12 protein-coding genes are annotated in these 12,588 nt (G+C 70.7%); 4 read left to right on the forward strand and 8 right to left on the reverse strand.

All coding sequences use genetic code 11. The features are described from left to right. Positions 1-2: 2 nt before the first annotated feature. Complete coding sequence (locus ACIRHA_RS24415) at positions 3-461, forward strand: RNA-binding S4 domain-containing protein (protein ID WP_403849478.1); 459 nt, start codon at positions 3-5, stop codon at positions 459-461. A 185-nt stretch (positions 462-646) separates the two neighbouring features. Here the strand turns inward: ACIRHA_RS24415 and ACIRHA_RS24420 are convergent, their stop codons facing one another. Then, the gene (locus ACIRHA_RS24420) at positions 647-1,327 is read right to left on the reverse strand and encodes a class I SAM-dependent methyltransferase (protein ID WP_403849481.1); all 681 of its coding nucleotides are present in this window, start codon (positions 1,325-1,327) and stop codon (positions 647-649) included. A gap of 221 nt (positions 1,328-1,548) precedes the next feature. Here ACIRHA_RS24420 and ACIRHA_RS24425 point away from each other — a divergent pair, with 221 nt between their 5' ends. Continuing rightward, positions 1,549-1,803 carry a DUF6343 family protein gene (locus ACIRHA_RS24425; protein ID WP_403850133.1) on the forward strand — a complete coding sequence of 85 codons (255 nt, stop codon included), beginning with the start codon at positions 1,549-1,551 and terminating at the stop codon, positions 1,801-1,803. A gap of 6 nt (positions 1,804-1,809) precedes the next feature. On the opposite strand, the gene ACIRHA_RS24430 is transcribed toward ACIRHA_RS24425, so the two are convergent. The 6 genes from ACIRHA_RS24430 to rpsA all read right to left on the reverse strand — a co-directional run bounded on the left by ACIRHA_RS24430 (position 1,810) and on the right by rpsA (position 7,715). Next, positions 1,810-2,172 carry a tetratricopeptide repeat protein gene (locus tag ACIRHA_RS24430; protein WP_403849484.1) on the reverse strand — a complete coding sequence of 121 codons (363 nt, stop codon included), beginning with the start codon at positions 2,170-2,172 and terminating at the stop codon, positions 1,810-1,812. A gap of 91 nt (positions 2,173-2,263) precedes the next feature. After that, positions 2,264-2,656: a DUF3592 domain-containing protein gene (locus ACIRHA_RS24435; RefSeq protein ID WP_403849487.1), complete on the reverse strand. Its 393-nt coding sequence runs from the start codon at positions 2,654-2,656 to the stop codon at positions 2,264-2,266. After that, positions 2,653-3,261 carry a dephospho-CoA kinase gene (coaE, locus tag ACIRHA_RS24440; RefSeq protein WP_403849489.1) on the reverse strand — a complete coding sequence of 203 codons (609 nt, stop codon included), beginning with the start codon at positions 3,259-3,261 and terminating at the stop codon, positions 2,653-2,655. The genes ACIRHA_RS24435 and coaE overlap by 4 nt, the downstream gene beginning before the upstream one ends. 60 nt (positions 3,262-3,321) lie before the next feature. Then, positions 3,322-4,260: a PAC2 family protein gene (locus ACIRHA_RS24445; protein ID WP_403849492.1), complete on the reverse strand. Its 939-nt coding sequence runs from the start codon at positions 4,258-4,260 to the stop codon at positions 3,322-3,324. A gap of 125 nt (positions 4,261-4,385) precedes the next feature. Beyond that, a complete protein-coding gene (locus ACIRHA_RS24450) occupies positions 4,386-5,912 on the reverse strand; it encodes a flavin monoamine oxidase family protein (RefSeq protein WP_403850136.1) in 1,527 nt (508 codons plus the stop codon). A gap of 276 nt (positions 5,913-6,188) precedes the next feature. Beyond that, positions 6,189-7,715 (reverse strand): 30S ribosomal protein S1, encoded by a 1,527-nt coding sequence (gene rpsA, locus ACIRHA_RS24455; protein ID WP_403849494.1) that lies wholly within the window; start codon positions 7,713-7,715, stop codon positions 6,189-6,191. A gap of 360 nt (positions 7,716-8,075) precedes the next feature. On the opposite strand from rpsA, the gene ACIRHA_RS24460 reads away from it, so the two are divergent. Beyond that, complete coding sequence (locus ACIRHA_RS24460) at positions 8,076-8,903, forward strand: class I SAM-dependent methyltransferase (RefSeq protein WP_403849497.1); 828 nt, start codon at positions 8,076-8,078, stop codon at positions 8,901-8,903. Positions 8,904-8,907: 4 nt separating this feature from the next. Then, entirely contained in the window at positions 8,908-11,586 is a 2,679-nt protein-coding gene (locus ACIRHA_RS24465; protein ID WP_403849499.1) for an ATP-dependent RNA helicase, read from the forward strand. On the opposite strand, the gene ACIRHA_RS24470 is transcribed toward ACIRHA_RS24465, so the two are convergent. Beyond that, positions 11,576-12,580 (reverse strand): DUF3068 domain-containing protein, encoded by a 1,005-nt coding sequence (locus ACIRHA_RS24470; RefSeq protein ID WP_403849502.1) that lies wholly within the window; start codon positions 12,578-12,580, stop codon positions 11,576-11,578. The two genes, ACIRHA_RS24465 and ACIRHA_RS24470, sit on opposite strands and share 11 nt — an antisense overlap. Between the last annotated feature and the right edge of the window lie 8 nt (positions 12,581-12,588).

Raw genomic sequence — 12,588 nt, forward strand, 5'->3', positions numbered from 1 at the left:
GCATGGCATCGCAGACACCGGGGACACCACAGGCGCCGGACGGGTCGGGCGGCGGCGGAAGCGTGCGGGTCGACAGCTGGATCTGGGCCGTACGCCTGGTCAAGACGCGCGCGGCGGGGGCGGCGGCCTGCAAGGGCGGGCACGTCAAGGTCAACGGGACGAGCGTCAAGCCCGCGCATGCGCTCCGCGTCGGGGACGAGGTACGGGTGCGCAGGCCCGGCGATCGTGAGCGCCTGGTCGAGGTCAAACGCCTCATCCGCAAGCGGGTCGGGGCGCCGGTCGCCGCGGAGGCCTACGTCGACAACTCTCCGCCGCCGCCCCCGCGCGAGGTGATCGCCCCGGTCGGCATCCGCGACCGCGGCGCAGGCCGCCCGACCAAGCGCGACCGCAGAGAACTGGAACGCCTCCGCGCCACTTTCGGGCAGGGCCCGGGGGCCGAATCAGGCTCCGCCGACGACTGAGGCGTTACGGCCACGGGGCTCCGCCCCGGACCCCGCTGCTCAATCGCCGCAGGGGCTTGAAAAACCCAACCCCCGCGGGTCTGCAGGATCAAGCCCCGCCGGCGATTGAGGCGATTCAGCCCCGCCGGCGTTTGAGGCGCGGGGTCCGGGGCGGAGCCCCGTGGCGTGGGGACGGCGCCGCCCCATCACACCGGCACCGCGGACACCCACGTCCCGTCCTCCGTCAGCACCCGGTCAACCTTCAAACCGGCCTCGGCCAACGCCCGTTCGAACTCCTCCTGGTCAAGCGGGCGGGCTCGATACGTCTGCGTCCACACCACGTCAGGGAACACATACTCGACCTTCACCGAGCGCACGCCATCACCAACCGGCTCCGAGTGCAGCTTGCGAATCGTGAACCCGCCACCGGGCCCGGTCACCTCACGCGGCAGGTTCTCGTGCGCCCCCGGCCGCTCCCGCTGGATCAACACCCGGCCCCCCTCGGCGACATGACGCCGACACGTGTCGAGCATCCCCGCACGCACCTCCGCGTCCCCGGTGTGGATGAGGATGGACCCGAGCAGCACCACGTCGAACGTCTCGCCGAGGTCGAGCCCCTCGATGGCACCGCGCACCGTGCGCGCACCCCGGACCCGCTCCAGCATCTCCGGCGACTCGTCCACCCCCGTCACCCGAAACCCCCGCTCGACGAGCGCGTGCGTCACACGGCCGACCCCGCAACCGAGTTCCAACACGGTCGCCCCGGCGGGCACCGCGCCCGCGACGACATCCGGCTCGTTCTCGACCACGAGCCGCGAGTACAGCTCCACGGCACAGCCGTCCGGCGTGATGGCGCCCGGACCCGTGCCCTCATATCCCGTACGCATCTCAAGACCCATGCCAGCCCAACGAACCGCCCGCACGCACCGTTCCCCGCCCACGGATTCCGCGTGGCACTCTGGAAGGGAAGCCGCGAAAGGGGTGCTCAGGCGCCCCCACCCGTCGCCCACGCGCCGAGGGGATGGTGCCGATGGACCGCACGCATCCGCATCACACACACGGGCCGCAGAGGCCACACGGGCCACACGCACCGCATCCGGCGCACTTCATCCGCACCGGTGACGAGCCAGTCACCGCCCGCAGCCCACTGCGCCTGCGGCTCGGCCTCGCGCTGTTCGGGCTCGTGTGGACGGTCTTCGGCACCGTCGCGTTTCTGCTCGCGCACCGCCCGTGGTGGGCGCTGGCCTGCGGAATCCTGTGGCTGATCACGACGGTCGACCTGTTCATGATCCTGCGGCACATCCGCCAGGGCCCGCACTACCAGCCGGGCCGGGACGTCCCGCCGTACCACAAGCCCCGGTAGCTGCCCTCAGTCGTCGAAGCGCGCAGCGGCCAGGTACTCCGGCTGCGGGTCGAGCGCCGCGGCGAGCCGGAAGTGCCGCCTGGCCTGCTGCGGGCGCGCCCACCGCTCGTACGTCCTGGCCAGCGCGAAATGCGCGAACGCGTTGTCCGGCTCGCGCTCAAGGACGATCGTGAACTCCAGCTCGGCCGCGCGCAGTTGTGCCGCGGCGAAAAACGCGCGGGCCCTCAGCAGCCGGGCAGCCGTGTGCTCAGGGTAGAGGGCCAGCACGTCGTCCAGAAGCTTCACCGCTCCGCGCGGATCGCGCGCGGCCAGGAGCTGCTCGGCGGCGCGATAGTCGATGACGTGTGTCTCCGGCGTGGCTTCGGGCACGACGAACCTCCTCTTGGTGTCGACAAGGTCAACACCGTGGACCGTAAGGGCTATTCCTTCCCACGGCCCGTCGGCAGAACACGCGGTGCGATCAGCGCGAGCGGCTCAGGGACACCGTGATCACCATGCCCACGAGCACGAGAAACGCTCCCGCGATCATGAAGGTCCGGTCCACACCGGGCCGTTCGCCGCCGATCAGCACGGTCTCCCGCGGGTCCTCGGTGTCGTACGCGACGCTGACGGTCCCGCCGGCGGGCAGCGGACGCCGCTTGCTGGGCGGCACGGGCGAGACGACCTCCACGACCTGCCCGTCCTCCGTCTCGAACTGGAGCAACGGCCGCTCGGACCCCGGCTTGGGCGGTTTGACGAGGGCCTGCGCGATGTTCCCCGCACCCTGCACGCGACGGCTGCGCTGCAGTCCGTACGCACCGGCGATCAGCGCCACCAGTCCGCCGAGCGCGGTGCAGGCGGCGAGGACGATCACGCGGTCGCGGCACGCGCCCGGCGCGCCAGCTCCGCCCAGACCTCGTCGACCCGCTCCCGCAGGCGCTCCAGCGGTACGTCGTTGTCGATCACGATGTCCGCGATCTCCAGCCGCTTCTCGCGGGTGGCCTGCGCGGACATCCGGGCCCGCGCGTCCTCCTCGCTCATGCCGCGCAGCCGGGTCAGGCGGTCCAGTTGGGTCTCGGGGCTCGCGTCGACGACGATCACCAGGTCGTAGAGCGGCGCAAGACCGTTCTCGGTGAGCAGCGGCACATCGTGGATGACCACGGAGTCGGCGCCCGCGGTGGCCTCCAGCTCGGCGGAGCGGGTGCCGACCAGCGGGTGCACGATCTTGTTGAGCGTGGCCAGCTTGTCGGCGTCCGCGAACACGACCGAGCCGAGCTTCGGCCGGTCCAGGCTCCCGTCCGGTGCGAGCACCCCGTCACCGAACGCCTCGACGACGGCCGCGAGCCCATCGGTTCCGGGCTCGACGACCTCCCGCGCGATCTTGTCGGCGTCGATCAGTACGGCCCCCCGCTCCACGAGCAGCCGTGACACCTCACTCTTGCCGGCACCAATTCCGCCGGTCAGCCCCACCTTCAACATAAGCGGAAGCTTAGGGCCTGTCCGGCGGAATCGGGGCTCGTGATCAAGACGAGCCCGTGCTCAGGCGTCGCCCTCGCGTTCGGCCAGGAACTTCTCGAACTCCTTGCCGATCTCGTCCGCCGACGGGATGTCCATCGGCTCCGCCAGCATGTTGCCCCGCTGGTCCGCTCCGGCGACCGCGTCGTACTGGTGCTCAAGTCCCTGGACGAGCGAGACCAGTTCCTCGTCGCCCTCCTGGACCTGCCGGTCGATCTCCGTCTGCGTACGGTGCGCGTCCGTGCGCAGTCCGTGCGCGACGCCCGGAAGCACCATGCCGGTCGCCGCGGTGATCGCCTCCAGGACGGTCAGCGCGGCGTCCGGGTACGCGGAGCGCGCGATGTAGTGCGGGACGTGCGCCGCGACGCCGAGGACGTCGTGCCCGGCCTCCATGAGGCGGTACTCGACGAGGGACGCGGCGCTGCCCGGCACCTGCGCCTCGTCGAACGGGCTGAGGTGCCCCGGCACCAGATCGGTGCGGTTGCCGTGCGGCGTGAGGCCGACGGGGCGGGTGTGCGGGACGCCCATCGGGATCCCGTGGAAGTTCACCGAGAGGCGCACCCCAAGACGCTCCACGATCTGCCGCACGGCGGCCGCGAAACGCTCCCACTCGACGTCCGGCTCGGGCCCGGCGAGCAGCAGGAACGGCGCCCCCGTCGCATCCTGCACCAGCCGTACCTCGAGCACCGGCACCTCGTACTCGCTCCACCGGTCGCGCCGGAACGTGAGCAGCGGGCGGCGTGCCCGGTAGTCCACGAGCCGGTCGTGGTCGAAGCGGGCCACCACCTGGTGCGGCAGCTGGTCGATGAGCCGCTCGACGATCTGGTCGCCGGTCTCACCGGCGTCGATGTATCCGTCGAAGTGGTAGAGCATGACCAACCCGGCCGACTCCTGGGCAAGCGCCATGTCCACGGCGGCGAGCCCCTTCGGCTCCCATGAGTACAAATCCTGCGGATCAAGCACAGTGACCGCTCCTCCTCGTGTTCCACCAGAAGAACGCGCGGAGCGGGCGCGGACATTCCCGCCCGCACCCTTTCTCAGCTGTCTCTTACGAAGATGAGCAGCGCGTCGGTCCACGCCGGTCCATGTCAGTCGGCCAGTACGCGCGCGTGCAGCCTGCTCACGGCCCGCCGCGCCGACGTGAACGCCCCGTGCTGCCAGGCGTCGGTGTAGCTGAGCCAGTCGCCGGCGAAATAGACGCGGCCCGTCGGCTCGTTGAGCGGCTTGTAGCGGGGATCGTCGGGACCGCCCGGGGTGTCGTGCCAGGCCGCTTCCAGGTGCGGCGTCTGCCGCCAGTGGTGCGAGAACGAGGTGGCCAGCTCGGTCCGGTACTTCTCGCCGTAGATCTTCACGCCCTGCGCCACGGCCCGCGCCTCGCGCTTTTCGGGCGTGAGCTTCGCGTACGCGTCGGCATCGGTGTCGTAGTTGTAGTAGCCGATCATGAGGCCGCGCTCGCCGTGGAACCCGTACGACGGGTGCCAGATGTGGCTGAGGTCCATGTCGGTCTCGGTGATGCCGCCGTAGATCCGGTGGTCGGTCTCCCACCACCGGCTCCGGTACTCCAGGCCGATCTTCCCCGCGGACTGCGGCGTGATGGCCTCCAGGGCGCTCTGCACGCCGGAGCCGAGGTTGTGCGGGATCTTGGCGAGGATGTTGGGCGGCAGCGCCCCGACACAGAAGTCCGCCTCGACGACCCTGGTCCGCCCACCCTGCGCGTAGGTGACGGCGACCCCGTCGCCCTTGTCCGTGATCCTGCTGACGACTGCCCCAGTACGTACCCGGGAAGCCCCTATCGCGCCCGTCAGCGCCTTCGGTATCCGATCCATCCCGCCGACCGGCTGGAACATCAGCATGGCCTGATCGAAGCCGAACTCGAAGGAGAAGTAGCGCCCGACGCCGCTCGCGAACACCTCGGACGCGGAGGGCACGTCCCCGAGCACCACGCCCGGCGTCCCGGTGGCGGCGGGCACGGTCGAGTACCCGCGCCGGTCACACCCTTCGTAGGCGAGCTTGTCCCCCAGTGCCCCGAAGTCCTTCAGGAACTCGACGAGCCGCTCCTGGTCCACGGAGCTCAACTCCCTGTCCAGGGCTCCCTTGTTGGAAGCCTTGGCGAGCAGCTCCGACACATACCCGTACACATCCGCCTTGGCGGTCCGGTACCGCACGGGCTTGGTCATCCCGGCGCCCTCGTTGAAGAGATACGCGTCGGCATTGGAGTTCGTGAACACCTCGATGGGAACGCCGAGTTCACGGCAGTAGTCGAGCGTCACCATCCACTGCGGAAGTCTCGCAGGACCGGCGTTCATGTACTGCCCGTCACTGAAGCGCGCGGTCTGCCGGTTCCCATACGTGTCGACGGTCGAATCCCCGCCCCGCACGGTGAAGTTGCGCCCACCGGTCCGGCCTCTCGCCTCCAGGACCGTACAGTCGTAGCCGGCCTTGCCCAGCTCGTACGCGGTGGCGAGCCCGGCGATGCCACCCCCCACGATCACGACCTTCGCGGCGCCGCGCCCGCTCAGCGAGAAGTCCCCCGACCGCGGCGCACGGTACGGCGATTCACGCTGCGCGGCCTGCGCGGTGGGCGCGAGCCCCAGGGCGCCCATGGTCGCGAACATGGCCCCGGCACCGCCGCTGACACCCACGTTCCGCAGAAATGCCCGCCGACTTGCTGCCATGTGTCCGGCTCCCCTCAGATCACGTTCGATCTCGACTGATCCGGGGATGGTGGCAACACCGTGTTACGGCACACGCACAACTCGTGTATCCGCCACGTTTCTCTTGCCCAAGGACCGACGCCGCCCCCTGGGGGCGCGGGGAACTGCGCAAAAAAACGGTGGGGCTGCACCTATTGGTGCAGCCCCACCGCTAACTACCTGCTAGCGCAGAGCGTTTCAGCTCTGGCCGCCCGCCAGCTTCTCGCGGAGCGCGGCGAGCGCCTCGTCCGAGGCGAGCGCGCCGGAGTTGTCGGCCGTCTCCGAGGAGTACGAGCCGCCACCGCCGCCGCCACCGCTGCCACCGGAGGCGGCCGGAGCCGCGGCACCGGCGGGAGCCGCAGCGCCCTCGGCCTCGGCCTGAGCGTCGGCCTCGCGGGACTTGATGACCTGAGCCTGGTGCTGCTCGAAGCGCTGCTGCGCCTCGGCGTACTGGGTCTCCCAGGCCTCGCGCTGGGTGTCGAAGCCCTCGAGCCAGTCGTTGGTCTCGGGGTCGAAGCCCTCGGGGTAGATGTAGTTGCCCTGGTCGTCGTACGACGCGGCCATGCCGTACAGGGTCGGGTCGAACTCGACGACCGACGGGTCGGCGCCGAAGGCCTCGTTGGCCTGCTTCAGCGAGAGGCTGATGCGGCGGCGCTCGAGGTCGATGTCGATGACCTTGACGAAGATCTCGTCGTTGACCTGGACGACCTGCTCCGGGATCTCCACGTGGCGCTCGGCCAGCTCGGAGATGTGGACCAGGCCCTCGATGCCCTCGTCGACGCGGACGAACGCACCGAACGGAACCAGCTTCGTGACCTTGCCGGGAACGACCTGGCCGATCTGGTGCGTACGGGCGAACTGCTGCCACGGGTCTTCCTGCGTCGCCTTCAGCGACAGGGAGACACGCTCGCGGTCCATGTCGACGTCGAGAACCTCGACGGTGACTTCCTGGCCGACCTCGACAACCTCGGACGGGTGGTCGATGTGCTTCCAGGAGAGCTCGGAGACGTGGACGAGACCGTCGACGCCACCCAGGTCCACGAAGGCACCGAAGTTGACGATCGAGGAAACGACGCCGGAGCGGACCTGACCCTTCTGCAGGGTGGTGAGGAACGTCTGGCGGACCTCGGACTGGGTCTGCTCGAGCCAGGCACGGCGGGACAGGACCACGTTGTTGCGGTTCTTGTCCAGCTCGATGATCTTCGCCTCGAGCTCCTTGCCCACGTAAGGCTGAAGGTCGCGAACGCGGCGCATCTCGACGAGGGAGGCCGGCAGGAAGCCACGGAGGCCGATGTCGAGGATGAGACCACCCTTGACGACCTCGATGACGGTACCGGTGACGATCCCGTCCTCTTCCTTGATCTTCTCGATCGTGCCCCAGGCACGCTCGTACTGAGCGCGCTTCTTGGACAGGATCAGACGGCCTTCCTTGTCCTCCTTCTGGAGAACGAGGGCCTCGATCTCATCGCCCACGGCGACGACCTCATTGGGGTCGACGTCGTGCTTGATGGAGAGCTCACGGCTCGGGATGACACCTTCGGTCTTGTAACCGATGTCGAGGAGAACCTCGTCCCGGTCAACCTTGACGATGACGCCGTCGACGATGTCGCCATCGTTGAAGTACTTGATCGTCTCGTCGATGGCGGCGAGGAATGCTTCCTCGTTACCGATGTCGTTGACCGCAACCTGCGGGGTGGTGGCGGTGGTCTCGGTGCTGCTCGTCATGTGGGAAAGGGCTCCGGCGGACATTGAAAGTCGGGGGGTACTGCTACGCCGGGAGCCTGTTTCGCACCGAAGAAGCCGGACAGCCTAGGAAGCGCCAAATCCGGGCTCGGAAGAGCCGGTGGCGCCTCGATAACCGAGGGGACATACAACAGATGCGAGCACAGCCTGCTATGTCTGAGGTGCGCAGGCCCGCAGCGCAACTTGTAGCATACGGGGGCAGCCCGACAGGGTCAATGCGCGAAGGCGCACACCGGGGGCGGAACGCCGCATACCCGGCAGAAAACCTGTCTCACGAGGCCACCGGCGCCGCAGAGCCCGCACATTATTACGAGGGAGCCGATCATCCAAGAGTCCGGACCAATGGAAGCGCACGACTCCCCCTCCACCGTCGACGACGACTCGACGGCGACCCGGCGGGACGCGGACACCACGGAGAGCTCGCGGGCCAACCGCGGCTGGTGGGACAGGAACGCGGACGACTACCAGGTGGAGCACGGCACGTTCCTGGGCGACGACCGTTTCGTGTGGTGCCCCGAGGGGCTCGACGAGATGGAGGCCGAACTGCTCGGCCCGCTCGACGACCTCGCAGGCAAGGACATCCTGGAGATCGGGGCGGGCGCCGCGCAGTGCTCGCGCTGGCTGCTCGACCAGGGCGCACGCCCCGTCGCCCTCGACCTCTCGCACCGCCAGCTCCAGCACGCGCTGCGCATCGACGGCGGCAAGGTGCCGCTCGTGGAGGCGGACGCCGGAGTGCTCCCCTTCAAGGACGGCTCCTTCGACCTGGCCTGCTCCGCGTACGGGGCGCTCCCCTTCATCGCGGACCAGGTGCAGGTGATGCGCGAGGTGCACCGTGTGCTGCGGCCCGGCGGCCGGTTCGTCTTCTCCGTCACGCACCCGGTCCGCTGGGCGTTCCCCGACGAGCCGGGCCCCGAGGGCCTGTCCGTCGCCGCCTCGTACTTCGACCGCACTCCTTACGTGGAGCAGGACGACGACGGGCGGGCCGTCTACGTAGAGCACCACCGGACCATCGGGGACCGGGTGCGGGACGTGGTGGCGGGCGGCTTCCGGCTCGTCGACATCGTGGAGCCCGAGTGGCCCGAGTGGAACACACAGGAGTGGGGCGGCTGGTCGCCGCTGCGCGGCAACCTGATCCCGGGGACGTCGATCTTCGTGTGCGAGCGAAACTGAAGGGGTGACCTCACCCCCTTCTTCTGTACGTGACGACGCGCTGCGAGCCCTTCCCGTACGGTCCGCGCTGCCCGCGCTGCGCTCCGCGCTCGACGATGCGGGGGCCGCGGTGCTCGTGGCGCCGCCCGGCACCGGCAAGACGACGCTCGTGCCGCTCGTCCTCGCCGGACTGCTCGACGAGGACGCTCCCGTACGCCGTGTCGTGGTCGCCGAGCCGCGGCGGATCGCGGCCCGTGCGGCGGCCCGGCGGATGGCCTGGCTGCTCGGCGAGAAGGTCGGGGAGCGGGTCGGTTACACGGTGCGCGGCGAGCGCGTCGTCGGGCCGCGTACGTGCGTCGAGGTGGTCACGACGGGTGTGCTGCTGCAACGGCTGCAGCGGGACCAGGAGTTGACCGGCGTCGATGCCGTGATGCTGGACGAGGTGCACGAGCGGCACCTGGACGCGGACACCGTGGCCGCCTTTCTGTGCGACGTACGCGAGGCGCTGCGGCCGGAGCTGAAGCTGGTCGCGGCGTCCGCGACGACGGACGCCGAAGGCTGGGCGTCGCTGCTCGGGGGCGCTCCGGTCGTCGAGGCCGAGGGCGTCTCGTACCCGGTGGATGTGGTGTGGGCGCCGCCCGCGCGTCCGGTGCGGCCGCCGCACGGGATGCGGGTGGATCCGGCGCTGCTCACGCATGTGGCGTCCGTGGTCCGCCGTGCGCTCGCCGAGCGAGACGGGGACGTGCTGTGTTTCCTGCCGGGCGTCGGGGAGATCGCGCGGGTGGCCGGGCAGTTGGGGGGCCTGGGCTCGGATGTGGATGTGTTGCAGGTGCACGGGCGGGCGCCGGCCGCCGTGCAGGACGCGGTGCTCTCGGCGGGTGCGCGGCGGCGGGTCGTGCTGGCCACGGCCGTCGCCGAGTCGTCGTTGACCGTGCCGGGGGTGCGGGCCGTCGTGGACGCGGGGCTCGCGCGGGAGCCGCGGGTGGACCACGCGCGCGGGTTGAGCGCGCTGACGACCGTACGGGCTTCCCGGGCGACCGGGACGCAGCGGGCGGGGCGGGCCGGGCGTGAGGCGCCGGGTGTCGTGTACCGGTGCTGGGACGAGGCGGAGGACGGGCGGCTGCCCAGGTTCCCCTCGCCCGAGATCAAGGTGGCGGATCTGACGGCGTTCGCTCTGCAAGTGGCGTGCTGGGGCGACCCGGACGCGTCGGGTCTCGCGCTGCTCGACGCGCCTCCGGCCGGGGCGATGGCGGCGGCGCGGGCCACTCTGACCGTGGTGGGTGCGGTCGAGGAGGGTTCGGGCCGGGCCACCGAGCGGGGTGGGCGGTTGGCCCGGCTCGGGGTGCACCCGCGGCTGGGGCGGGCCCTGCTGGACGCGGCTCCCGTGGTGGGCGCGCAGCGGGCGGCGGAGGTCGTGGCGCTGCTGAGCGAGGAGCCGCCGAGGGCCTACGGCGATGATCTGGGCGGGGCGTTGCGCTCCGCTCGGCGTGGGGGTGACGCGTATGCCTCGCGGTGGGCGGCTGAGGTTCGGCGGCTGGCCCGCCTGGTGGACGGTTCCGCGCCTGCGGCGCGGGGAGTGACCCTCCCACCCACCCGAAGCGCCGCAACGGATGGCCCGGGTAGCGGCAACGGGGTGGGCGGGGACCGTGAGCGCGGCGGGGCCGGTGGGGCCGGTCAGGCCGGTGGGGTCGGTGGAGTCGGTGGAGTCGGTGGAGTCGGTGGAGTCGGTGGGGATGATCGGGCCACCGGGGTCGTCGCCGCGCTTGCCTTCCCGGAACGCGTGGCCCGGCGCAGTGGCGGTTCGCTGCTCATGGTCTCCGGTACCCGCGCCGACGTTCCCGACGGATCCGCCCTGCGGGACGCCGAGTGGGTCGCCGTCGCCGTCGCCGACCGGCCCGTGGGGGCCGGTCACGCGCGCGTGCGGCTCGGTGCGGTCGTGGACGAGGACGCCGCCCGGCGGGCCGCCGCGTCGCTCTTCCAGGAGGGCGATGAAGTGGCGTGGGCGGACGGCGAGTTGGTGGCCCGCCACGTCACCCGGCTCGGCGCCGTCGAACTCGCCGTACGTCCCCTCAAGAACCCCGCCCCCGGCCTCGTAAGGGACGCCCTGCTCGAAGGGCTGCGGCGCGAAGGGCTCGGGCTGCTGCGGTGGAGCAAGGACGCCGTGGCGCTGCGGCAGCGGCTTGCGTTTCTGCGGCGGCACGTCGGGGAGCCGTGGCCGGACGTGGGCGACGAGGCGCTGCACGCGCGCGTGGACGAGTGGCTGGAGCCGGAGTTGAGCGCGGCGCGGCGCCGGGCGGACCTCGGGCGGATCGACGCCGGGGAGGCGCTGAGGCGGCTGCTGCCGTGGGCGGGGGGCCAGGCGGCGCGTCTGGAGGAGTTGGCGCCGGAGCGGCTCGAGGTGCCGAGCGGGTCGCGGGTGCGGCTCGACTACTCGGATCCCGAACAGCCTGTGCTCGCGGTGAAGTTGCAGGAGATGTTCGGGCTGCGGGAGACGCCGCGGGTGGCCGGGGTCCCGGTGCTCGTGCATCTGCTGTCGCCCGCGGGGCGGCCCGCCGCCGTCACCGCGGACCTCGCCTCGTTCTGGGGCGACGGCTACCGCTCCGTACGGGCCGATCTGCGCGGCCGCTACCCCAAGCATCCGTGGCCCGAGGACCCGGCGGCCGCCGAGCCCACGCGGCACACGAACGCCCGCCTCAGACGCTGACCGGGTCGGGCTCCGGCTCGGCCACCGGCGTCTCCTCCGGCTCGCCGGGGCGCCGGCTGCGGGCCTCCAGCCACAGCGAGAGCGCGAGCAGCAGCCCGCCGAGGATCAGGAAGCCCCACGGCAGGTAGGAGGTGAGGAGAAGGATCAGGACGCGCTGGGACTTGACCAGGTCGACCGTCGACTCGATGAAGTCGGGGCGCATCTTCACGTCGCCGGCGAACGCGGTGACCTTCTTGTCGGGGTCCCCGGCGAGCAGGGTGCCGCCGCGCATCTCTTCCTTGTGCTTCTCCGCGCCGTAGACGGGGGCGCCGGTGGTCGGGTCGACCAGGAAGGTGCGCACCGTCGAGTAGTACATCTTGGTGCCGGTCTTGGCGACGGACTCCGGAGTGATGCCCTTCACGGGCAGCGTCTTGGGGAACGGAACCTTCGTCCACGGGATGGTCTGCTCGAAGCGGTAGATCTTCAGGCCGTGGAAGGTCTCGGTGCCCTTGTACTCGATGGGGCGGGTGACGCGGGCACGCGCGTCGAAGTACTCGTAGTCGCGCGCTTCCGTAAGGAAGGGCCACTTGAACTCGATGCCCTCGCGCTTGACCGGGTCGCCGTCGACGGATTCGCTCTTGTCGTGCACGGGCGCCGAACTGTGGGCGTCGAAGATGTAGCGCTCGGGGATCTCGGTGACCATCTTGCCGTCGGGTCCCACGCCGTAGGTCAGGCCGTCCCAGACGACGACATCGCGCCCGGCGGTCTTCTCCACCTTGTTCGACGCCTCGACGTTGCCCTTCAGCGTCTGGACGATGCTGAGCTTGGGGACCTTCTTCTCCTTCATGGTCCCGTAGTCGATCAGGGTCGCGTTCTTCGCCTCCAGGACCATCGTCTGGTACTGGCTCGGCGGGATCTTCGCCAGGCGCGGGAACGCGTACCAGCGCATCAGCGGGGACATCGCCGTGAAGAAAACGGCGAAGGCGAGCAGGATCAGGCTGGCCTTGCGGCGCATCGCGGCGG

The sequence above is a fragment of the Streptomyces sp. NPDC102360 genome (assembly GCF_044766085.1).
Taxonomy (GTDB): domain Bacteria; phylum Actinomycetota; class Actinomycetes; order Streptomycetales; family Streptomycetaceae; genus Streptomyces.